The following is a 21,879-nucleotide window of genomic DNA, read 5'->3' as shown; positions in this document are numbered from 1 at the left end:
TCCGTTTGCTTTTGCCATCAAACGAAGGGCAAAAGACTATGGCATCGGTTTTAAGAAATCCAAACGCAGGTTTTCATAATACTGAATTTCTTCTTCAGTGAATCCCGCTTTGATTCTTAAATCGCGATTCAAAGGCTCAATACGTTTCGGGAGCCTTTTTCTTAAGGAGTCCATTCTCTCTGGAAAGTCCTGGGAGGGGTCAAGCTTTTCTTTCCTGCAAATTTCACGATACCATCTTGAGCCAAAATCAACATGACCGATCTCCTCGTAATTGATCTGCTTCACGATTTTTTGAATGGTGTTCTTCCCGTCTGTTCCCTCTAGGCGACGGATCAAGGTGTCTCCGGCATCAAGGCCACTGCCCTCAAGATAGCGGTGCACAATCAAGATACGATCTAAGAGCGAGTCTTCAACGCTCACCGCGCGCCACAATGCCATGTGCACGGGCCAATCACCCCATTTAAATCCAAGATCTGCGATGCCCTCTAAGCACATGCGCAAATGTTGAGCTTCCGAGACCGTCACGGCCAATAGCTCTTCGCGGAATCCTTGCGGCGCATCCGGATACTCCACCAGCGTGCGAACTCCGAGTTCCATGGCTTGAAGTTCGATACTGGCCAAGTCATGAAGCATGCGGGCCTGCCCCTCAAGGGTCGAAAAACCTTTTTTGGGAGGGTGAAATTTGGGGTGCAAAACGGGGACATCCCGGGCTGGTTCTTCGGGCACAAGATAAGGAGAGCTCAATTTAAGAGCATCCTCACAATATTTTTCGATATTTTGGATCTTTTCCCAGACGTCGGGCGTTGAAAAACTGAACATACCCCCTTTTACATCCTGCTCCCATTCTTGCCAAATATTTCCTGATTTGCTGCAATATATATCCTCAAGTCGAAGAAGGAGACATATGGGAAAGTCATGGAAAAACGCCGGTAAGGTTGAGAAAGCTCAACAAAAAGGCCAAATATTCACCAAACTTGCGCGCGAGATTGCCGTCGCTGCGAAAGCCGGTGGTCCTGACCCCAATGCCAATGCCCGTCTTCGTATGGCGATTGATGCTGCGAAAAAAGTATCTTGCCCGAATGACACGATCGAGCGTGCGATTAAAAAAGGCGCGGGTCTTTTGGATGACGGAAAGATCATCGAAGAGATCACTTACGAGGGCTACGGTCCTCACGGTGTGGGCGTGATCGTGGAATGCCAAACAGACAACAAACACAGAACAGCTCCAGACATGCGTCATGCGTTTAAATCTCATGAAGGCAATATGGGTGAGGTTGGATCTGTGGCATGGATGTTTGATCGCGTAGGTCTTATCGAAGGAACCAAAGAAGGTAAATTCGATCCAGACGAAGAAGCGATTGAAGCCGGAGCGAACGAAGTTTACCCCGACGATTCTGGTGCTTATGAGTTCTACACGAACGCGGATGACTTGGATGCGGTTCGTGACGCTCTTATGAAACGTGGTTGGAAAATCACAAAGGGTGAGCTTTCATTCAAAGCCAAAAACATCACAGAGCTTTCTGATGAACAAAGAAAAGACGTTGAGGAGTTCTTAAACTACCTTGACGATATGGACGACACGCACCGCGTGCACGCAACTATTTAATCTTTTTTTTAAGATTGAAATACCAAAACGCCGCTTCAAAAGAGCGGCGTTTTTTTTACTTTCCTAAAGCACCTAGAATCAGCCTCTGATAAAAGAAGTCTTTAGCAGTTCTGGTTTTATAAAGCTCCATGCGCTCTAATTCTGCCCTGTATTTATTTTTAGATACACCAAGCCCTTTTACAAAGAAGCCGAGAAGTTTCTCAGCGTGAGCCTTCTTAAGCTGATTCAGAGATTTCCCCAAATTGATTTCTTCACTCGTAAAATCACTGCCAAAAGGAAAAAGTTTAAACTCGTCTTTATAAGCTTGAACAAACTCTTTTACCTTCTTGAGTGAATTGTCTTTTGCATAAGAAGGAATTTTATACTCTTTAGAAAGCTTGCCATTTCTTTGAGCGGTTTCCACAAGCTCTTCTTGAAACTCACTGTCGGCGATTTCAATCAGTCGACGAATCACGGTGTCGTCACTTTCGCCTTTAAGAAAAGCAATGCCGTACTCAGTAATCACGACATCCCGCAAATGGCGAGGAATCGTGGCGTGGCCGCGGGCCTCAACAACGTTGGAAGCCTTATGATTGTTTTTTAGATTCGTACTTCGCAACATTAAAACCGATTGGGCGTCTTCAAGTTCATGTGCCATAGCAACGAAGTTATATTGACCTCCCACCCCACTCACCACCTGGCCATTTTCAAGAGTGTCCGAAGCCGCCGCCCCCAGATAAGTGACCGCCATACAAGTATTAAAAAAGCGTGCATTTTTTCTTTGCTTTCGGATGGCCAGTTCGTGGGGATCATAGAGATCGTTAACCTTTGAGACCTTGGTCATCGAAAGCCCTTCGTAGTCCGCACCGGAAAGCGATCCCAACCAGTGATAAAAATCTTTGGATCCTAAAAAGAACGCCCCATGCAAATATCTTTTCGCGGATTCATTATGATCAAAGATCTCGCGCTTTAAAATACCGGCTTTTCGTAAATGCATAAAGCCATCCATTAACATTTCACTCGTCCCATAAAGGCCTTCCTGCAAAATGTTTAAATGGATTTTTTGATGCACATCCGGGCGCCCCTTCCAAAGATGTTCAGAAATTTTACGATAAAGAGCATTGTCCTTTTGTCGCATGATCATCGCATTCACCAAGGCATCTGAAAGAGAACCGATACCTATCTGCAAAGTTCCGGAATCCGCGATGAGTTGACTGGCATAAAAGCCAATAAGATGTTCGGCTTCATCCACCGAAACGCGGGGAACAGCAAAAAGTGAATGACGAACTTCTTCACTTTCAACAATGAAATCAAAGAAAGAGGCATCGACCTCGGCATCTCCACCCAAATAAGGTAGATCCGGGTGAATTACTCCGATCATAAGAAGTGGTTTCTGAGATTTTTTATAAAGTTCAACCACATCTAAAGTTAAATCGGGATTACAGCTCAGGCTTATTTTACTGCGGTCTTTAGAAAGGGCGACCATTTGCACAATCACATTGATATCGTGATCCAAAACCGCTCTTGCCACGTGGGTGTAATTAAGGCTGATGTAGGACTGCTGGGCGTTTTCATTTTTTAAAAGAGCGCCTGCCTGAAAATAAAATTCATGCAGATGAATATTCGATGGTACTTGCGCCTTGTGAAGATCTTGCAGATAAGTGAGATGGGGATAATCATCTCCAAAGTGCCTGGAGTAAAAAGGACCTAAAAAACGTTTTTCCAATTCGTTCTTAGGCTTTTCAAAATCCAAAGAAAGAGCCGTAAATATCTTAAGTGAAATCCGTGAGTCTTTTTTAGCTCTTTCGTAAATGCTATTCACGAGCTGATTTGGCTTTCCCAGTCCCAAGGGAGTGGCCAGCCTGATCGAAGATCCCAAACGCGAAAAAATAAAATTTTCAGCTTCCGCCAAAGATTTCGCAAACTCCATGTCTTTCATCATTTCGCTCTTTCATATTGAAGTCAAAAGAACCCAAGGTCCAGCGTTAGACGACACTTCGCTTTTTCCATATTTATTCCGTGCTAAAATAAGCTGTCAGTTGATGACAGACCATTACACAAAAGGAGGTAGTTTATGAGAACAGCTCTTTTGGTAGCCCTTCTCTTAATCGTTCCTCATCTAGTTCAAGGTGTTCCTTATACAGATAAAATGCAGGTCAACGGAGAGAGCTCTGCAGCCACGCGAATTATAGAACGTAAAGAAAAACAAGAAATGATAAAACAGCAAACACAGCGCGAACCTGCGAGCGACATGAAGAAAGAGGATCCCTCTTTAGTCCCCTGCCCTGCGGGACAACAGGTTCGGGAAGGTAAACTACGTGATTTAGCCAAAGTAGAAAATCACAGTACGACATGTCCTGGCGACGGTGAACTTCCAGATCATCCAAGCACTCATAATATGGACAATCCCTACATGGATAATAAATCTGGAACACCCATTGACGTCGAATGATGTCGAATAAAAAAGGGAGCGCGAAGCTCCCTTTTTTATTTTCAAATTTTTTACGAATCTTTTACTTTTTCAAAGCATCCACGATGTAAGAAATATTTGTAACATCCTCACCGCGACAACCGCCATCAGCGCACTTGTTACTCATCGTGCATTTTCTTACTCTGTCATAAGTGAAATCACTTGCGCCGCGAACAAGAATTCCTACGACTTCATTTGTTCTTGCATTGAAGACCGCGGAACCCGAGTTGCCGCCGTAAGTGTCCAAGTTCGCTTGAAAGTAAGCGCCTTGTTGGCTACGAACGTTGGCACCATCAGCAAATTTTGTTGGAAGACCTGAAGGATGACCAACAACGTAAATACCATCACCCGCTTGCACAGGCGTGCGTTGCAATGTCAGGGGTCTGTGACCACGGACAGAACGATCCAAACGAACAAGAGCATAATCCTGAGCGCTTGTGTATTCACGAGCTACGATTTCTTTGCAGTTATAAACTTCCGAAGCAGGCAATGACTCCGGAGCTGTTTTTGCATCAGCCATTTTAAAACCAAATACAAACGCGTAAGCAGAGCAATCCGCATTGCTGACACAGTGACCTGCTGTTGCGATCAAATCATCACCCACCAAAGAGCCTGAGCAATTCGCAGCTGTGGGTTGATCAAAGAACGGTTCATCCGAGCACAGATTCATTTCTTTTCCGTACTGAGAAGAAAGAATTTTTACGAGGCCATTTCCGCTATTCACGATACTTCTTGTTGGAATCAAAGCGACTGTCGAATCAGCGACATCACGGATGTCCGCTCTTTCCACTTGATACACATCAACACGATTGTCGTCGCCGTAGATTACTTTGGGTGTGATATTGACAAAGCCAACTGAAAACGTTGCTGCAACAGCGACACTGACGGCCGCCACGAATGAATTCCTTTTCACTTTTTCCCCTCTGAACGTTCTTCCTGAACATTCCCCTCTAAAAAAGTCTCTGTAAATTGACAGGGAAAAACAAACTATTTTTTAGTTTTTAGTAGATAGTCGAAGGCTGTTGCATAGAGTTTGATTTGCTTAAGCATCGAGTGCAAGCCGTTGGCCCTGCTAGGAGAAAGGTTTCCTTCGAAGCCCAAAGCTTTCAAAAATTCCGGAGGAGTCGCAAGAATTTCACTCGGAGATGCGCCTGAATACACCGACAACAACAAACCCACTAGACCCTTCACAATCAGTGCATCACTGTCACCTTGAAGAATCATCTGACCTTGCTCATTCAAATTCGCAGAAAGCCAGACTTGCGACTGGCACCCCTTCACCGCATTCTGCTCGGTCTTCAAATTTTCCGGCATTTCAGGAAGAGCTTTTCCCATCTCGATGATTTTTTTATAGCGATCTTCCCACTGCGTGAGCGCTGAAAAATCTTGGATAATTTTATTCTGTCTTTCTTGGATGCTTGTCATGTCTAGTTCACTTTCAATGTCGGAATGATCGAAAACAAATCTTCTTCCAAAGATTGACCTTGTTCACCGATCAACTCGTGGAAAGATTTTTTATTCATGTTAGAGATAACTTCAAAACATTTTTTATAGAAACCCTCTTGGTCCTCGTAGTAGCCATTCCAAAGTTCCCTGGCTTTGGCTTCCGGCATGACCCAGGATTTTTTCTCTGCCGCCGTCCCATCGTGGCGGTTGTGATAATCAAGCAAAGTCATAATCTGGCGCGGAGAAAAATCAAGCATCACCAGAGCCTCCTCAAGAAGGGCCAGCTCGACGTACCAAAGATAACTTCCCAATTTTTCCCAAAACTTCAATCCTGGTTTTCCGTAAGAACTTTTGCAGAAAAACGTCGTGCACACCACTCCGCGATTTCTCCACACGTTGCAGTTTTGTTTTTCTTTATTGTAGTAAGGGCAAAGCCAATCTTCTCTTTGGCCGAAATCCCCTTCTTCGCGGTGATTGAATTCCACCTGATAACGAACGGGTGCCACAAGTCCAATCGGCAAAGCGTATTCACGACGGGAAATCTTATCGCGGAAAATGCGATGCGCTTCCGTTGAAGAGCTTTCGTTAAAAAGTGCGCCGACCATGTAATTAGGAAGAAACGGATGAAACGTGCAGCACTTTAGATCCTCGCGATAATGGATCTTACCGCGATGCCTTGGACGAGACATCGCGCAGGTATCACAAGTGGCTTTTGTTTCTTGTGGAGAAAAATCTAAAATCTCTCGAGGCAGAATATTTTCGTAAACACGAGGTAACTGGTACTTTAATAACATGAAACTATCTTACGGCTTAATTCGGCAGCGATCTACAATACGAGCCTTAAGTAGTGTCATAATGTCGAAACGAGAAAGACTGTCATCCCATTTCCACACAAAATCACTGCAGTTCACGAAATACGGAAACGCGACGATTCCTTCAGATCCATAAGCTTTCGATTTGACGATATCAACAGCCACCGTACTCATCATCGTTTGCACAGCTTGCGTGCTGAGCAGATGTTCTTTTTCCATCTCCAAAGCGATTTCAATCGGCGTGACAAAGCCGATTTGATCTTCCCAAAGCTTTGCGCCCCACTCCACGAAGAAAGATTTGGAATACACGATGCGAATGAATTGGTGAAACTCAATACCTTGGTTCGCGTACTCTTTCACGATGGTGTTATAAACTTCAGGATCTTGTTCACCGTTGTCACCGATAAAAACAACTTTGCGAGGTTTGATGTCGTTCATAAGTTTGCGCAAGTTTTTAAGCTTGTGCACATCCGCATCGTAATTCGTGCGACCGATGTAAGTTCCCGCCGGGAATTTTCCGTTAGCTAGAAAACTTTTATGAGTCCCCTTCATGAACCACTCAGGAGCTTTTGAAAGATACACGATCGACAAGTTGGATTGTTCTTGTGCAAACAGATTGTAAAGCTCGCTCATCCCGATAAAGCGACTCTTGTCATCAAAAGCATAACGAGCGGCTTCCGAAATATCTTGGACGTTGGCAAGTTTGATGGTGTCATCCACATCACTGACAAAAAGAGTTTGCGCGTGTGCTGAAAGCGAAAAAACGAACAGAACTAATGCGATGAAATGCTTCATGGAAACCCCTCCCCACGGAGAGGTTGTATAGCACAAATATGGCAATCATCCATTAATTCTGAATAAGGAATGCTCCCTTAGAGACCCTGAGCGTTAAATTTCATCACGAAAATATCAGGCGTTGCTTCAATGGAGAACGTCGACATTTCATCTCGATAAGAAAAACGGTCGTTTTGCGTATGAAACTGTTCAAAAATCGCTTTGGCATCTGCACCACGTGCGACGAACTGCGCTTTTCCTGGGCCAATTGAGGCGAAATTAGATCTGTGAATTGTAATGGAGCACTGGTAATTGTTCTCGCCTTTTTTAGCGCAGATAAAGTTTAAAACTTTCTGTGGCGTATCGAGAACTTTTCCGCGGCCCACCATGGAATCCTGCTCAGGACGATCCATCGCCTCAAATAACACTTGCGGAGATCCATCCACGGAGCCGTCATAAGACGTCGACCAGATATTGACGAGCATTTGCAATCCTACGAACTGCCCGCGCGTTGTCGCAAAAGAAGTTGAGAAGGAAAGACTTAAAAGTGCAAATAAAAGTAATCTCATCCGACACGTCCTTGTTTAATTTATTTGAGCTTAGCGAGTGTCTAAAACATATTCAACCGCATTCCCAAACCTGTCACGTGAGGGCTCTAACACCCCTTTTCTGGCATGACCCATTCTGAGACTGTTTTATCCAGTAATTTCAATTACTTATGACGCATCGCGGATGGGTAATTTGAGCCCTTCTGGCACCTGCCTTGCTCCTATAAAAGACAAAGACTGAAACCTGAACAAGGGGGACCTTATGAAAACACTTCTAACAATCGCACTCTTGGCTTTCTCGTGCACTTCATTTGCTTGGTCAAGCAAGGGCACTCCCGAGAAAGAATACACTTTCAAATACAAACTCTCAGGCCAAACGCTTGAAATCAAGAGAACGGCAGCGAGTTATGAGGACGCTTATGAAGGCGCGGCTCAACAGTGCTTTAATTTCTATAAAGGTGCTGGCAAGGTCTCGGAAGATCGTGGTCTTGATATCATCGACGTGTGCGCAAATCCCCGTTCTTAATTTAGGCCTTCCCTTCAGGTCACTCCTCGCTTATATTAAAACCGTTATTTAAGGAGCGGTTTTAAATGGGAATTCTCAAAGCCATTGGCGATTTTTTAGTAGGAAAAGATCCAGACATTTTCGACGAAAAAGGAAATGTGTCACACAAACTTCCAAAAAAGAAATGGGAAGCTTGGCACAACCGCACTAAAACAGACCCTCAATACAACTGGCGCAACCACACTGGCATGGCCGGCGGCGCGAAAAAGAAAAATAACAGCAACTAATTGAGTTCGTACTTTTGCCTCAAGGCTGCAATCAGTTCTTGAGGCTCACGATCCGCCTTCACAAAAAAGATATCGTCGACCTGACGACCCCATGTGTGCACACGAGCGGACTTTACACTGACACCCAAATCACTTAAAGATTTCGCGGCAGAGGCCAACAACCCTGTCTGATCCGGCGCTTTGAAACTGATCACGAGTTCTTTATCATCAGCACTGATAAGTTGAATCGCATCAAACTTCACAGCCGGAATTGGTTTTGACTGGACTTGCGCGTTTTCTAAAACCTTCGACAACTGCTGAATGTTTTTGGAAGTCGCAACCTGGAACCAATCGTAAACACCGACCTTCGAGATCGTGTGAATCGAAGCGTGGCGAATTCCTAAGCCCAGTGAATACAACTGCCCCACATAATCCGCCAAAAGGCCTTTACGGTCTTTTTTCTCATGAAAGCGAATCCAAATATCCCCTTTGCGAGTTTTATGAACCCAGGGCTTTAAAGACGTTTCGCTGAGTTCCGCTTTTTTCATATCGTCGACAAGGTCTTTGACTGCGAAACTATCCAGCAAGACTGGACCCAGTTCCTCGATAATCTCTGAAGGAATTTGTAACTTCTTGCGCAGGCGCAGAGTTTGGAAATCGAAATAGTCTTGCGCTTTTTTAGATTCAAGACTGATAACAAGTTCCTTTAAGAGTTTGGCTTTCCACTCATTCCAAGCTTCCGGATTTGTCGCGCGAATATCAATCGCGGTGAAAAGTGCCAAACGATAAAGTCTTGCGCCTTCCACTCCTTTTTGATGGAGTTCCTGCCACACTTTCGGGTCTTTAGGATTTTTTCTGAAAGCCGCATGTGAAAGCTCCAGATGGTTCTTCACCATCCATTTTACTTCTTCAGTTAAAGTTTTACTTAAACCGTAAGATTTAAAATCTCTCTCGGTGATGGTCACACCAAGGTCGGAGTGATGCTCTGAACTTTCTAAACCTTTTGCAAGATCGTGATACAGGCAACTCCAAGAAAGAATGCGCCAGTCTTCCTGCGTGAGATTTTTATGAATGAATTTAAGAGGTCCCAATTCCGATGGTTTTTTATAGACACGTTTTACTTCACGACATGCCTGCATGATGTGCGAGTCGGCCGTGAAGCGGTGATATTGGTCATGTTGAACATATCCAACTAAACGACGGATTTCAGGAACTAATTTATCGATCAATCGCGAACGGAAAACGCTGACTAAAAGTTCATCCTCTGCTTGAACATTGAGAACTTGTTCTAATGCAGCCCCTCTTCGCTTCGCTGTCGTTTTGACTTTCTTATCAGGCAAAAGAACGTCGAGATTTTCGCGGACTTTCTTTTGCACTAAAACGCTGGAATTTTTATGTAACGCACTTACAAGATCTTCGATCTTTTTAAACTCCAATTGTTCAATTTGCTTAAGCTCTTTTTCTGAAGCCTCGGCCACTTCAACAATCCAGTCCGAATAAAAATGCACCCGGGAAAGACCGCGCTGCAAATCGCGCATAAACTCTTTATGACTTTTAAAACCCATCCATTTACCAAGATCAAATTGAATGGCACTGGATAAAATATCCCCGTGGCCTTCCAAATGAAGCTTCTGCCGGATGTTCAGGAAATAACTGCGATAGTATTGTAAAACATTAAGCGCGTGCCCTGGATGCGTGAACTTTTCAGCGAAGAGTTCATAAATTTGCAGACCTTGCTCAAGATCGCGCAAGCCACCTGGACCATATTTGATATTCGGTTCAAGATAATTCGTGATCGAATCAAAACGTTTCGCACGATTCTTACGTTCGTCTTTTACGGCCTTCAGTAAAATACGACGGTAGTGCTTTTTCTTAGCCCAGATTTTCTTTTGCTGCTCAAAAAGTTTTTTCGCCGCCTCCGGAGTCCACGGACGGGCTTTCAGCAACGCCAAGATATCAAATGCTTCGACATTCTCAGTCCAGTCCTCTGGATTATGAGGCATGCGGTAGCGAAGTTTTAGGCCTTGCTCTTGAACCGCATCGACAAACTTTTTTACTTTTTCTTCGTCACCACAAAAAAGCACATCGATATCGGATTTGGGACTGAGCTCTTCACGGGCCCAAGACCCCAGAATGACCGGATGACAGTCTTCCCACTCTTTAGAAGATTTAAAAATATCTTCAAGACGCGCCCCCAGCCAGTTCGAAAAGTTCTCAGTAGAAAAGCAAAACACCTGACGAACATCTCCGTCAGGTGTCATAAGAGGTGGATTTAACACTTCCTTCGCTTGTTCCCACTGTTCAGAACTTAAGAACGACTTTTGCGCCATAAGTTTTAAACTTCCGTTCCGGCGCGAGCAACGATCTCTTTCCACTTCGCGATCTGATTCATCGCCTCAAGAGGACTCATTTGCATGAGCGGATATTTTTCAACCTCCGCCATCAAGCTCTTGATCTCTTCAGGAACTTTCGCAGTTTCAATTTCGATTGGAGCTGCATCATCGTGTGCAAAAGAATCTAGAAGTGACAACTGACTTGTGGCTTGAACGCGTTTTGATTCCACCTCGCGAAGAAGACTTTTCGCACGTTTCGTCACTGACGGAGGAAGACCGGCAAGCTCTGCCACTTGAACCCCGTAGGATTTTAAAGCAGGGCCCTTCACCAATGTATGCAAGAAACGAATTTCGCCGTTTCTTTCAGCCACTGTCATATGCGCATTTGTGATTTGGCCAAAGCTTTGATCCAAAGACGTCAACTCATGATAGTGAGTCGCAAAGAACGTCAACGCTTTCACGTCACTTAAAAGATGTTCAAGGATGGATTGCGCCAAACACATTCCATCAAACGTGCTTGTTCCGCGTCCGACTTCATCCAGAATCACTAAAGATTCTTTCGTCGCATTTTTTAACATTGCCGAAGTCTCTGTCATTTCAACCATGAATGTTGAAAGACCTTCAGACAACTGGTCACTCGCTCCGATACGCGTGAAGATTGCATCAAAGATGGGTAATGAAGCTTCATCACAAGGAACAAAAGATCCCATTTGCGCCATGATCGCAATCAAAGCGACTTGCCTCATGAGTGTCGACTTACCGGCCATATTCGGGCCTGTCAGAAGCAAACAAGAGTGCGGGCGAAGTTCAATATCATTTGCCACGAAATTCTTTTTTACGGTTTGCTCAACAACCGGATGACGGCTGGCTCTTAATTTCAAAGAACCATCTTGAGTGAATTGCGGGCGCACGTATTTTTCTTCAAGACTTAGCCAAGCAAGAGCAGACACGACATCCACTTCACTGCACTCATGCGCGAGGTTCAACAATGAAGGGCACTGCGCAAGAATCTGCTTACGAAGCGCTTCAAAGAATTCAAATTCAAGGTCCGCACGTTTTGTATTGGCACTGAGAACTTTTCTTTCAAGCTCGACCAATTCATCTGTGCAATAGCGTTCCGCATTTGTGAGCGTCTGCTTTCTTTGATAGTGTGCAGGAGCCTTGTCTTTATGCGTGTTCGTAATTTCAATGTAATAACCAAAAACGTTGTTGTAGCGGATTTTAAGACTGGAAATTCCCGTCTTTTCTTTTTCTTCCGCTTCCATACGAGCGACCAACGCTTGAGAGTGTGTTGAAAGTTCAATCAACTCATCCAGCTCAGCCGAAACGCCCTGACGGATCAAGTAACCTTGTTTGGTCGTAAGAGGTGGCTCCTCAACAATAGTGCGTTCGATTTTGTAAGCCAAATCACGAAGAGGTTCAAAGTTCGCGGTTCCACCGGAAGCATGAACCAAAACCTCCAAAGCACTGATACCTGCGTGAACACTTCCCGCCAAAGCCAAAAGATCGCGACCATTGCACTGAGGTTGAGAGATTTTTCCAAGACGGCGCTCGATATCGCCCATTTGTCCCAAGATCTGACGAACGCGTTTTAATTCAACAACGTGACTGCGCCAGAACTCAACGGAACTAAGACGGCTTTCAATAGCCTTTGGATCACGCAATGGAAAACTCAACCACTGACGAAGAAGACGGCTTCCCGCTGAAGTTTGCGTGCGGTTGATCGCGTGGAATAAACTTCCTAAGCCCTCGCCTTTGTACGTTGAGAAAATTTCTAAGTGACGAAGAACCGTTCCTGAAATCTCAAGACGGTGCTCAAGGTCTCTTTCAACAAACGGAGACAATGTCGCCAGCGACTCTTCTCCAGAAAGACTTTTCACGTAAGAAACCAAACGAGCTGCTGACATCGGCGCTTCGTTTTTCAAAAGATCGTGAAGCATGTCCGGCAGTTCGTCGTGACGACTGATTAAGATACCATCAACACCTACAAGCAAAGACTCATCTTCACTGGCAATCACGATTTCCGCGACAGGAAGGATTTGCAGGAAACGCAAAAGCTCAGACGTTTTTTGAGATCTAAAAAAGAACGCCTCGCCCGTTGTTGTATCTAAGAAGCTGATAGATTCTTTATCAAGACCTACAAGGTAGTGAGGTTTTGTTCCATCCAAAGTATCAGAATCGTAAACCATGCCGGGAGTGAGAACACGTGTCACTCCACGCTTCACAATTCCCTTAGCCATTTTTGGATCTTCTAACTGATCACAGATCGCAACTTTAAAACCGGCTGCCAAAAGTTTATTGATAGGTCCGGCGATCGAGTGATGAGGCACTCCGCACATCGGCGTTTCGTCCTGGGATTTTTTATTTCTTTGAGTCAGAGCAATACCGATCACTGGTGCCGCTTTCACCGCATCATCAAAGAACATTTCAAAGAAATCCCCCATACGGAAAAGGAGGATTTTATCTTGGTGAACGGACTTAATGTCCCAGAACTGCTTCATGAGTGGAGTTTGATTCGACATAGTTGAAAAAAGTATCGAAGGCCGCACGGCGTTTCACTCAAAAACGCATCGCATCTGAGAGGGAAAATGAATGCTTTAACCAGCAAGGTGTCTCTTAAGGCCCCGCACTGCGTTAGTTGGCTATTTTATGATTATTTTCTCCGCACATTTCAGCAGAGACAATTGCACGATCTTCCACCATCCATGAGCGAGCTGTTTCCCGCTCTTCCTGAGTGTGAAAGGAAAGTATTTAAAAACTTCCGCCCATATCGAGCTCCAGATTTTACTTCTCTTGTTTCGATGCTTAGATAATACCAGCCGTTGCTCTTTTACTTACCAGACCATCGCACAAAACCGCTCTACCAAGAAGCTTGGTGTCACCTAAATTGTAACGTAAAAATGCTTGACGAGAAATCGTCATTCCTAGAGCGCCCTTGGTGGAGTTCTTCTATCAACCTTGAGGTCGATCTCTCGTGGAAGATTCTCTACGCTGTATGAAACTCTGGTGAATAATAATACAGCTACAAATCGCCTATTTCCATTCTCTTCGAATTTTAGGAAAACCTCAAAAAATGAAAAATAAAACCTATGGTAGAACTTCTAGGAAGAGATTTATTCGCAGGAGTAATTATGGATCTTTCAAAAATTGCCAATTCCGAATTATTAGGTCGTTTAGAAAAACTGACTCGAACCGAACGAAAGATGACTCACTTAATTCTATGTCATATCAATGAAGTAGAGTCGCGCCGACTCTATGCGGAGCTTGGGTTTGATTCTATGTTTAAATATTTAACGAAATACTTAGGTTATGGCGAGGACAGTGCTTACCGTAGATTACAAGCGGCTCGACTTTTAAAGCAAGTTCCTGCCGTTGCCGAAAAAATTGAAAATGGCATGTTGAATCTGACCCAACTAACCCAAGTCCAAAAATGCTTAAAACAAGAAAACCATCTGGGTCACAAAATCAACAATCAGCAAACAGTTCAAGTGTTAGAAGAGATTCAAAACAAATCCAGCTTTGAAACTAAAAGGTTTCTCGCCCAAGAATTTAATCACCCCATTCAGACTCATGAAGTGATCAAGCCGCAACAAGATAACAGCGTTCGCATAGAAGTGATGTTGACTGAAGATCAAATGAAAACACTTCAGCAAGCCAAGGATTTATTGTCACACGTTCTACCCGATGGAAATTGGGCCGACTTATTCACACTCTTAGCTAAGAAACATATCCATAAGGAGACTGGAAAAACAGTTAAGCCAAATAATACAAAATCTCAGTCATTAAAATGCGAAGGAAAATTAACACCAAGCTTCACGACTGAGCGAAAACGAAAACATGTCAAAGTTACTTTAAAACGAGAACTCTTAAAGAACGCAAATCACTGTTGTGAATATATTGCTCCAACCACTGGAATAAAGTGCACGAGCACCTATCAACTCCAAGTCGATCATCGTATTCCATTAGCATGTGGAGGAAGCCATTCACCTGATAACTTAAGAGTATTGTGTCGCACCCACAATTTGCTATCAGCACAGCAATGGGGACTCTCATGATCATGCCTTGGCGGAAAAAATAAGGCTCAAAAAAATCACTGGTTTTCAGGATGTTTGTAGCCCCTGAAAACCAGTCTAATTTTTTAGTTTTGCGGAGTGCCCGTCGTCACCCATTTTTCTACGATCGCTCTCATTTGGGAGGACATCAAACCTGAACGAGGCATCGGACTTCCGGCATCGTTGATACGAGTGAGGATCTTACTTGCTGCATTTTTTGAAGCTGTGTAGTTGCTAAGATCAAGACCACCATTAGCTCCCGCACCTGTGTGACAACTGAAGCACTGAGTTCTAAACACATTCAGCGTTCCTGTGGTTGCGGTTAACTGCGCGAAGCTCACTGTGGCAGGTGTATTATCGATTGGAGCCGTGTCTGTAGAACCTGTACCGCACTTCGCTGTAGATTCCGCTTTTTCAATCGAAGTGAACTGCAGCGCAAACTTGTCTGTATTTTTGATTGGCGACATCACAAGAAGCTGTGCATTTCCGACTGGCGCCAAATTCAACGGAGTACCAGGGCACACAACAGCATTGATATTACGATAGACCGTTGCGGAATCTAAAAGCTTGCTATTCACATAAAAGAACAACGCCTTCACGCGATACTTTGCCGTACCCGAAGTTATGGACATTGTTGGATTGCGAACCGCATACCCGACTTCATTGCCACTCACTTTAGCCACTTGCGCTTCCACTGTCATTTGCAGAGGAAATTTCGGCATATTCGCCGCAACTTCCGTATTCAAATTCCAAGTCAAAGTCGTCCAAGTCGCCGAGTTGGCTTTTGAAGCAATGATATTTGCATCCGTTTTATTTATCGTCACGATCGACTTATCTTGCGCATCAGATCCCTTACACTGCAACCACGCCGCTTGCGCCGATTCCCATTCTTGTTTCAAACTGCTGATGGCACCGTTATTATGCGCACCTGTCGCTGGAGGATTGTGTTTCTCGCTCACAGCATTGTTTGAAATCGCCAAATAACCTTTGTCTTTAAAAACTTGATAAGAAGCGAGAACGTTTTTAGAAGCAAATGCTGGTGCCTCATGATTTCCATCATGGCAACCTGCACAGTTCTGCTTCAAGAAGACGTGATAGCCGGATCCAAATTTCGCCAGCAGCTGATCTTCACAAAGATCACCGGTGCTTGCCTCACCTAAATCTTCATCGCCGTCACCAGTAGGAGTCTTTGTTCCTGTATCGACATTCCCTAAAGAATTTCCTTGGCTATTCAACTGAACAGACTTGGTGTCGATTTGGAAACCTTCCCCTAATTGTTGCCCGCAGTTTTGAAACGCCAACAGAAGCAAAACCGTTCCTGAAACTGTGCCTAAAATTTTAAGAGCCTGAGGTTTACTCATTCTCATCGTCATCCCCTCTTAAGCAACGTGCAATTTAACTACTTTTTCAACGTCGTCCGCTTGCAATGTCGCAGGAGCAAGCTGTTTAAACATTCCTAATTTTTTATTTAAATTAAGATAGTTCGCAAGAACCGCTGCCGCAACATAATCCGGACGAGACCCAACCAATGTGGTTGTATCCACACTTTGATCATCCAAGTAATGACCGATTTGCGTTCCACTTGAAGCGACTTTGCCATTCGGATCAAAAGCAATAATAAACTGCAATGAAGATGAATAGTCACTGGACCAGATGCTCGTTGCTGACTCAGAAGTTTCTGAAACGCAGGCGCCATCTGTCGTCACAAGAATGAACAGCGGTTTTTTCATTTTCAAGGCAAGCTCCAGCATACGACCGATCTGCACGCCCGCAGTGAAGTCTTTTGCATCCGCTTGAGTTCTTAAACCGGGAGCGTGATAGTCATAACCACCCATTGTGATGCGACCATGAGAAATATTTCCGTTCAAAGCATTATATACAACACCCGCAGCCATCGCCGTGGCATCATTTGCCGCCGTCGTTGCCGTAATTTTATAAACGGCTTGGGCCATGGCGTCTTTACGCGGATCCACGCCAGAAGCACCACCGGCCTTGATGATTTCACCGGATTTAATACCTGCTTCTTGCAGAACAGTTTTTAAACCGTCGTCTTTGGAATTGAGCTTGGCAATTTGTGAACGAGTCATCTTCGAGACAAAAGAGCTCAAAGCTTCTTTTTGTTTTTTATTTAAAAGACCATTATCCGCAAGAACACTTGAATAATTCAAGGCACCGAACATTGAATCAAGGCTCGCCATTTCCAATGTTGAGTTAGGCGCACCAAATACAGGTTTTAAGTTTTCTGCAGAACTTCCTAAATGCACCGTCGGAAGAACTTTCCCGATAAGACCCGCTTTTTCAAGGGGACCAGAGAGATCATAGAAAGGACGTTGAGCCACCAAGGCATTCGTATCATTGGCTGTATTCGTACAAAGCGCCACAAGGCGCGATTTAGAAAGAGCTTCATTAGAAACAACAGACTTAATTCCTTTGTGAAGCTGCGCGGTTGCCGCGAAGTCAGCCCCTAGTAATTTCTCTGTTGAAAATCCAGCATTACCTAGACCTAGTTTTGTATAAGCACTGAGCAAATCTCCACCGGCATTTTTCACAACGAAATTACCGTGAAGAGCGGCACCACCACTGAGACTTAAAGTCACAAATGGCATCATTGAGCCCGCGGCGGCTTGCGCTTCGGCTTTTTGAGTCATTGTTAAAATAGAAGTAACCGCCCCTGGAACCGCAATGCGAGCCGCGAATGAAATCACACCCGCTTCAAGAAGTTCACGACGAGATAGGCGAAGACCCGGCAAATCCGTCTTAGCCTCCAAGACTTTTTTTAGTTTGTCGTTTTTCATGATTCCCCCAATTCCCCTCGTGCTAATCAAAGAAGATAAGATTCAGGAACAGCTAACATGCCCGTGCAAATAAAAATCGCAAGCTTATCAGACTCAGCAGCTTTCCCCATCGCTGTCGAATCCAATGTACTGAAATACTCGTCCACCGCTTCTGTGATCGCCTGCAATTCATCTTTTGAAGGCTTGCGCATCCACAGACGGTCCACCAACGAAATATAAGTGTTTATGGCACCCATTTTTCCGTAAGCCTTAGGACCTTGAGCAAAATCGATGAACTTAAAAATATCGCGAGTTCCCTTTTTCTCTTTATTCACCGCCTGCTTACAAACCACGCCAGCCAAAGAGGTCATGGCAATGATTGAAGGCGAATTTAAAAGTGTGATATCGTTCTGAGGAACAAGCAAATTACGCCGATAGTTGATCTCGCTATTCACTTCATTCATATTGATATCCTTTGGAGTTAAACCCAATAAAGACATCATTGATTCAAGTGATTGTTTTGCATCTGTCGGAGAGACACCCAGATCACTTTCCACTTTGGTAACTGGAGTGTCCGTGCCACCCGTTGAACTGCCATTCACGCTGTCGTTGGCCTCAAGGCTTGCCATATCGACTTGTTGCGCACAGTTTTGAAACCCCAGACCGACAATCAGGAAAGAAAACGTAAGACCAATGAATGCACCAATTTTATTTTTTGTCTTCATGGTTTACTCCCCCTTCATTACGCCGCAGACTGGGTCTAGAGCGATTTCCTGATAGAGATTTTTAAGGTTGTAGTTTAATGCTTCAAAGCGGTCGCCTAAACGAACCAATGTCGTGTATTGAGTTGATTCCAATTTTTTAAGACAAACACTTTCGTAAACACGTTTAGCCATACACTGACTGAATCTACGCGAATCACCCAGCATACGACCAAAATCCTTTGGACCGTTACCGCCCGATTTGTTCGTCCCCCTCCAACCAAAGAAAGTGGATTTACTTCCCAATACCGCGTTATTCACAAACGAGTCGCTTTTCACAACGAAACCATATGGATAACTTCCCTTATTCATTTTCGTTGCGACACCCGTTTCAGTATCAAAAGCATTACGTGCGTAAAGTTTAGACATGTCTTTAGCTTGAAGGTACGCAATGATCATATTGCCGTTTGTTGCGCGCCCCCTGTTAATCAGCTTACCCAAAAGACGATCCTTCTCAGCATCAGACGTCTTGCCAGCAGTCAAAGCGTCGGAATAATGCGCATAGATCAACGACATGTCTTTTTTATTGTCGAGATTGCAAAGCAAAAACTTTTCTTCTTGTTGTTGCTGAGTCAGAGCTGTGTTGCTGAAATGATCCAAGCAAGCTTTCACGTAAGTAGTTCTATAAGTCGCATTGTTTCTATTTGTTTTAAGATCCGCCAAAAGCGTTGTATTTTTCGCGCGGAAATCAGCAATCAAGTCCGTTGCAATCTTGGGATCACGAACTGTATTTAAAACGCCGTCCAAAGACGATTTCGCTTGTGCCGCTGTTGATCCACGCGCCACCAAGAAATCGTAACGAGTTTTATAATACATTGAATTAGCCTGATTCACTTCAAGATCAGGAATAATTGTATTTATTGTTGGGGTTACCACATCCGTTACATATTTATTATAAGCGGCAGTAATACCTTCATCTCTGAAGAAGTCACCATGCATTTGCGAATAAACGCCTGTGGCTGCAGAGTTCGTAAAGTTGCCGTAATCCAATTTCGCAAAAGCGCCGCGCATACCATCCATCACTGAGTGGCAGCTTTTACAGCTTGTAAGATATTTATTATAGTCGCCAGCAGGAAAGCGCTCTACATCACGACCGACATATTGATCTGAAGCGCTGGAATCTGCGGCTTCCGCCATAGAAACACAAAGAAACTGTTTCAATGAAAATTCCACAGCACGACGGTTCGAACCGCCACCCAAGTTTCTTTCAGCAAATGTTCTTGTTGTTAAAACGCCCGCCGCCTCTTTATTGGGTTTTGTCGTCATCAGTGGATATGATTTTTGGTTTTGCATGTAAGGTGTGTCGTAAGCGACCGTCACCATTTGCTGCTGACCTCTAAAAGTCAAAGCCTTCGTTAAATCAACGTAGCTTGTTTCAACGGCCGCAAAATTGTTCTGATTAAAATATCTTGTTCTTAAGTCATCATCATTCGCAACGCCCGTGATGTCGTAATAATAATCTGACGTTAAAATCTCACGGAAGTCTCTGTTGTCGCGAACAACACCGACGATCAACGCTGAAAAATCGTTGAACGGTACTTTCACGGATTCATCTTTATTGGAAAGACGAAGTGAAAAATTCTTGATCTGCACATTTAAAAAGTCGGACGTGGTCGTAATATATTTCGCGGCTTCCGCATTCTTACCCAGCGCCAATAGATCCGCGACAGTTTTAAGCTCCGGCTTCTTTGAAGAAACCTTCACCCCTGTCATGCGTTCATAAAGTCGCTTTGCACTGCGCATATCCGCTTCTGAAGCTGCTGCACTGGCATTAACAGACGAAAATACCAATGAAGCCACAACTAGCAACTTGTAGCCCCTCATATTTCACTCCCCCGAGTGAATACATTATCGTCTAAATTTCAAAAAAAGGTGACTCGCGAAAGGAGCTTTTAGAAGCGCGTTTGGGTACACTCGGTTCATAAACATCACAGAATGAAACGATTTTTATCAAGCAACAGTGTTAAGTATTTGATAAGAGGTCATGAAGTGCTTCAGAACAAGATGGAACACTTCATAACAAACTGTTTCCTCACTCTAGGAAAACACTCGGAGGAACACCAAAAGTGAACCACTTTGAGACTAGGAACCCTCTATGCGAGGGCCTTTAGCAATTTTCCATAGATGCCGTCAAAGCCACCATTACTCATGATCAGAATCACATCACCGGTTTTTGCGCGCGATTTCAAAGCCGCCACGATATCATCAGCCGTATCGAAATCCGCCGCCGTGACGCCGGACTTTTTTAGATCCTCAACAAGCTCATGGGAAGAAAAACGATTTTCTTCATCAATCTTGGATTGATCAAAAGCCTTCGCCAAAAGAACTTCATGCGATCCTTTAAAGGCGTCCACGTAGTCTTGTTGGAAAACTTTACGACGAGACGTCGCACTTCGAGGTTCAAACACCGAGAACACCTTGCGGTTTGGATATTTTTTCTGAATCCCCTTCACCGTTTCACGCACCGCTGTTGGATGATGGGCAAAGTCTTCAATCACAAGAACACCGTTCGGTTCCCCCAAGATCTCCTGACGGCGCTTAACACCCTCAAAAGACTCCAGCGCGATTTGAATTCTATTTTCAGAGAATCCCAAGATCTTCGACATTGCAACCACCGCCGTGGCATTCAGAACATTGTAATCGCCGGTGATTTGCATAGCATAAGGACCTAGAATTTCACCTTTGTGATGAACTTCAAATCCCAAACCTTTTTCATTCTGGAAAAGCACTTTAGCGCGGAAGTCCGCGTTACTGTTGAATCCATAAGTGAAAGAGTTTTTGCACTTAGCAAGCTTACGAAGCTCCATGACGTTGGCGTCTTCTGCACACGCCAGCAATGTTCCATTTTCTGGAATCAGAATCATCAAACGCGCAAAAGCGTCTTTCACCGCTTGTAAGTCTTTGTAAATATCGGCGTGATCAAACTCCACAGAAGTCAAAATCACGTGTTTTGGTTTGTAGTGAATAAATTTAGGAACTTTATCAAAGAAAGCCGTGTCGTACTCGTCCCCTTCAATAATAAAGTAATTGCCTTCAGGATTTTTAAAAGACTGAGAGAAGTTCTTTGGAATTCCACCAATCAAAAAGCCCGGCTTCACACCCGCATTTTCAGCAACCCACGACATCATGGATGTTGTCGTCGTTTTTCCGTGAGTTCCAGAGATCACAACGCTTTCGCGGTCTGCAATGATAAATTCACCCATTGCCTTAGGAAGTGATGTGTATGGAATTTCAAGTTTCTTAAGCTCCTGGGCCTCTTCATTGTTTGCAGAAATCACGTTTCCAACAATCACGAAGTCTGGTTTTGGATGAAGATTTTCAGCCTTATAACCTTTCATGATATTGATGCCCAAACTTTCGAGCTGAGTCGACATCGGAGGATAAGGATTTAAGTCACTGCCCGTAATTTTAAAGCCACGATCTTTAAGAAGACCGGCCAAAGAAGCCATGGCTGTGCCACAAATACCCATCAAATGAATATGACTGCCTGGTTTTAAATTCATAAATTCTCCTGCTACTTCAGTTCCGCGAGCCGAGCTCACTCCACTCTGTG

General features: G+C 44.2%; 19 protein-coding genes. 5 read left to right on the top strand and 14 right to left on the bottom strand.

Annotated elements, in window-relative coordinates; genetic code table 11:
- Positions 1–36 precede the first annotated feature (36 nt).
- The gene (locus tag ACLSSO_RS09080) at positions 37–819 is read right to left on the bottom strand and encodes a DUF455 family protein (protein WP_295899153.1); all 783 of its coding nucleotides are present in this window, start codon (positions 817–819) and stop codon (positions 37–39) included.
- 85 nt (positions 820–904) lie between these two features.
- Here ACLSSO_RS09080 and ACLSSO_RS09075 point away from each other — a divergent pair, with 85 nt between their 5' ends.
- Positions 905–1,606 carry a YebC/PmpR family DNA-binding transcriptional regulator gene (locus ACLSSO_RS09075; protein WP_413944735.1) on the top strand — a complete coding sequence of 234 codons (702 nt, stop codon included), beginning with the start codon at positions 905–907 and terminating at the stop codon, positions 1,604–1,606.
- A gap of 55 nt (positions 1,607–1,661) precedes the next feature.
- On the opposite strand, the gene ACLSSO_RS09070 is transcribed toward ACLSSO_RS09075, so the two are convergent.
- A complete protein-coding gene (locus ACLSSO_RS09070) occupies positions 1,662–3,527 on the bottom strand; it encodes an acetyl-CoA hydrolase/transferase C-terminal domain-containing protein (protein WP_413944734.1) in 1,866 nt (621 codons plus the stop codon).
- Positions 3,528–3,659: 132 nt separating this feature from the next.
- Here ACLSSO_RS09070 and ACLSSO_RS09065 point away from each other — a divergent pair, with 132 nt between their 5' ends.
- Positions 3,660–4,037, top strand: coding sequence for a hypothetical protein (locus ACLSSO_RS09065; protein WP_295899144.1), 378 nt, complete (start codon positions 3,660–3,662; stop codon positions 4,035–4,037).
- Between the two features lie 61 nt (positions 4,038–4,098).
- Here ACLSSO_RS09065 and ACLSSO_RS09060 read toward each other — a convergent pair whose 3' ends face one another.
- The 5 genes from ACLSSO_RS09060 to ACLSSO_RS09040 all read right to left on the bottom strand — a co-directional run bounded on the left by ACLSSO_RS09060 (position 4,099) and on the right by ACLSSO_RS09040 (position 7,656).
- A complete protein-coding gene (locus ACLSSO_RS09060) occupies positions 4,099–4,968 on the bottom strand; it encodes a trypsin-like serine peptidase (protein ID WP_413944733.1) in 870 nt (289 codons plus the stop codon).
- 74 nt (positions 4,969–5,042) lie between these two features.
- The gene (locus tag ACLSSO_RS09055) at positions 5,043–5,480 is read right to left on the bottom strand and encodes a SufE family protein (RefSeq protein WP_295899138.1); all 438 of its coding nucleotides are present in this window, start codon (positions 5,478–5,480) and stop codon (positions 5,043–5,045) included.
- 2 nt (positions 5,481–5,482) lie between these two features.
- Positions 5,483–6,295 (bottom strand): hypothetical protein, encoded by an 813-nt coding sequence (locus tag ACLSSO_RS09050; RefSeq protein WP_413944732.1) that lies wholly within the window; start codon positions 6,293–6,295, stop codon positions 5,483–5,485.
- 9 nt (positions 6,296–6,304) lie between these two features.
- Positions 6,305–7,108: a phosphatase domain-containing protein gene (locus ACLSSO_RS09045; RefSeq protein WP_413944731.1), complete on the bottom strand. Its 804-nt coding sequence runs from the start codon at positions 7,106–7,108 to the stop codon at positions 6,305–6,307.
- A 77-nt stretch (positions 7,109–7,185) separates the two neighbouring features.
- Positions 7,186–7,656 carry a hypothetical protein gene (locus ACLSSO_RS09040; RefSeq protein WP_413944730.1) on the bottom strand — a complete coding sequence of 157 codons (471 nt, stop codon included), beginning with the start codon at positions 7,654–7,656 and terminating at the stop codon, positions 7,186–7,188.
- A gap of 241 nt (positions 7,657–7,897) precedes the next feature.
- Here ACLSSO_RS09040 and ACLSSO_RS09035 point away from each other — a divergent pair, with 241 nt between their 5' ends.
- Positions 7,898–8,161: a hypothetical protein gene (locus tag ACLSSO_RS09035; RefSeq protein WP_295904037.1), complete on the top strand. Its 264-nt coding sequence runs from the start codon at positions 7,898–7,900 to the stop codon at positions 8,159–8,161.
- Positions 8,162–8,226: 65 nt separating this feature from the next.
- Positions 8,227–8,427 (top strand): hypothetical protein, encoded by a 201-nt coding sequence (locus ACLSSO_RS09030; RefSeq protein WP_295904034.1) that lies wholly within the window; start codon positions 8,227–8,229, stop codon positions 8,425–8,427.
- On the opposite strand, the gene ACLSSO_RS09025 is transcribed toward ACLSSO_RS09030, so the two are convergent.
- Positions 8,424–10,736 (bottom strand): HD domain-containing protein, encoded by a 2,313-nt coding sequence (locus ACLSSO_RS09025; RefSeq protein WP_413944729.1) that lies wholly within the window; start codon positions 10,734–10,736, stop codon positions 8,424–8,426. The two genes, ACLSSO_RS09030 and ACLSSO_RS09025, sit on opposite strands and share 4 nt — an antisense overlap.
- A 5-nt stretch (positions 10,737–10,741) precedes the next feature.
- Positions 10,742–13,240 carry a DNA mismatch repair protein MutS gene (mutS, locus tag ACLSSO_RS09020; protein WP_413944728.1) on the bottom strand — a complete coding sequence of 833 codons (2,499 nt, stop codon included), beginning with the start codon at positions 13,238–13,240 and terminating at the stop codon, positions 10,742–10,744.
- A gap of 630 nt (positions 13,241–13,870) precedes the next feature.
- On the opposite strand from mutS, the gene ACLSSO_RS09015 reads away from it, so the two are divergent.
- Complete coding sequence (locus ACLSSO_RS09015; RefSeq protein WP_413944727.1) at positions 13,871–14,794, top strand: HNH endonuclease; 924 nt, start codon at positions 13,871–13,873, stop codon at positions 14,792–14,794.
- An 83-nt stretch (positions 14,795–14,877) separates the two neighbouring features.
- Here ACLSSO_RS09015 and ACLSSO_RS09010 read toward each other — a convergent pair whose 3' ends face one another.
- From ACLSSO_RS09010 to mpl, 5 genes are all read right to left on the bottom strand, one after another.
- Positions 14,878–16,158 (bottom strand): hypothetical protein, encoded by a 1,281-nt coding sequence (locus ACLSSO_RS09010; protein ID WP_295904024.1) that lies wholly within the window; start codon positions 16,156–16,158, stop codon positions 14,878–14,880.
- Between the two features lie 12 nt (positions 16,159–16,170).
- Positions 16,171–17,586 carry a hypothetical protein gene (locus ACLSSO_RS09005; protein WP_413944726.1) on the bottom strand — a complete coding sequence of 472 codons (1,416 nt, stop codon included), beginning with the start codon at positions 17,584–17,586 and terminating at the stop codon, positions 16,171–16,173.
- A gap of 26 nt (positions 17,587–17,612) precedes the next feature.
- Positions 17,613–18,290: a hypothetical protein gene (locus ACLSSO_RS09000; RefSeq protein WP_413944725.1), complete on the bottom strand. Its 678-nt coding sequence runs from the start codon at positions 18,288–18,290 to the stop codon at positions 17,613–17,615.
- 3 nt (positions 18,291–18,293) lie between these two features.
- Positions 18,294–20,150: a hypothetical protein gene (locus tag ACLSSO_RS08995; RefSeq protein WP_413944724.1), complete on the bottom strand. Its 1,857-nt coding sequence runs from the start codon at positions 20,148–20,150 to the stop codon at positions 18,294–18,296.
- A 269-nt stretch (positions 20,151–20,419) separates the two neighbouring features.
- The gene (gene mpl, locus ACLSSO_RS08990) at positions 20,420–21,829 is read right to left on the bottom strand and encodes a UDP-N-acetylmuramate:L-alanyl-gamma-D-glutamyl-meso-diaminopimelate ligase (protein ID WP_413944723.1); all 1,410 of its coding nucleotides are present in this window, start codon (positions 21,827–21,829) and stop codon (positions 20,420–20,422) included.
- Positions 21,830–21,879 lie beyond the last annotated feature (50 nt).

Origin of the sequence: Bdellovibrio sp. HCB-162 (assembly GCF_047344985.1) — a bacterium.
Lineage (GTDB): Bacteria > Bdellovibrionota > Bdellovibrionia > Bdellovibrionales > Bdellovibrionaceae > Bdellovibrio.
The sequence above is the reverse complement of the archived record's forward strand: the minus strand, read 5'-3'. Positions and strand labels throughout refer to the sequence as shown.

Bases quoted from the DNA above. Each gene is read 5' to 3' on its own strand.
- ACLSSO_RS09000 (WP_413944725.1), bottom strand. From the start codon at position 18,290: ATGAAGACAAAAAATAAAATTGGTGCATTCATTGGTCTTACGTTTTCT.
- ACLSSO_RS09040 (WP_413944730.1), bottom strand. From the start codon at position 7,656: ATGAGATTACTTTTATTTGCACTTTTAAGTCTTTCCTTCTCAACTTCT.
- ACLSSO_RS09025 (WP_413944729.1), bottom strand. From the start codon at position 10,736: ATGGCGCAAAAGTCGTTCTTAAGTTCTGAACAGTGGGAACAAGCGAAG.
- mpl (WP_413944723.1), bottom strand. From the start codon at position 21,829: ATGAATTTAAAACCAGGCAGTCATATTCATTTGATGGGTATTTGTGGC.
- ACLSSO_RS09080 (WP_295899153.1), bottom strand. From the start codon at position 819: ATGTTCAGTTTTTCAACGCCCGACGTCTGGGAAAAGATCCAAAATATC.
- ACLSSO_RS09030 (WP_295904034.1), top strand. From the start codon at position 8,227: ATGGGAATTCTCAAAGCCATTGGCGATTTTTTAGTAGGAAAAGATCCA.
- ACLSSO_RS09015 (WP_413944727.1), top strand. From the start codon at position 13,871: ATGGATCTTTCAAAAATTGCCAATTCCGAATTATTAGGTCGTTTAGAA.
- ACLSSO_RS09070 (WP_413944734.1), bottom strand. From the start codon at position 3,527: ATGATGAAAGACATGGAGTTTGCGAAATCTTTGGCGGAAGCTGAAAAT.
- ACLSSO_RS09045 (WP_413944731.1), bottom strand. From the start codon at position 7,108: ATGAAGCATTTCATCGCATTAGTTCTGTTCGTTTTTTCGCTTTCAGCA.
- ACLSSO_RS08995 (WP_413944724.1), bottom strand. From the start codon at position 20,150: ATGAGGGGCTACAAGTTGCTAGTTGTGGCTTCATTGGTATTTTCGTCT.
- ACLSSO_RS09035 (WP_295904037.1), top strand. From the start codon at position 7,898: ATGAAAACACTTCTAACAATCGCACTCTTGGCTTTCTCGTGCACTTCA.
- ACLSSO_RS09010 (WP_295904024.1), bottom strand. From the start codon at position 16,158: ATGAGAATGAGTAAACCTCAGGCTCTTAAAATTTTAGGCACAGTTTCA.
- ACLSSO_RS09005 (WP_413944726.1), bottom strand. From the start codon at position 17,586: ATGAAAAACGACAAACTAAAAAAAGTCTTGGAGGCTAAGACGGATTTG.
- ACLSSO_RS09075 (WP_413944735.1), top strand. From the start codon at position 905: ATGGGAAAGTCATGGAAAAACGCCGGTAAGGTTGAGAAAGCTCAACAA.
- mutS (WP_413944728.1), bottom strand. From the start codon at position 13,240: ATGAAGCAGTTCTGGGACATTAAGTCCGTTCACCAAGATAAAATCCTC.
- ACLSSO_RS09065 (WP_295899144.1), top strand. From the start codon at position 3,660: ATGAGAACAGCTCTTTTGGTAGCCCTTCTCTTAATCGTTCCTCATCTA.
- ACLSSO_RS09055 (WP_295899138.1), bottom strand. From the start codon at position 5,480: ATGACAAGCATCCAAGAAAGACAGAATAAAATTATCCAAGATTTTTCA.
- ACLSSO_RS09050 (WP_413944732.1), bottom strand. From the start codon at position 6,295: ATGTTATTAAAGTACCAGTTACCTCGTGTTTACGAAAATATTCTGCCT.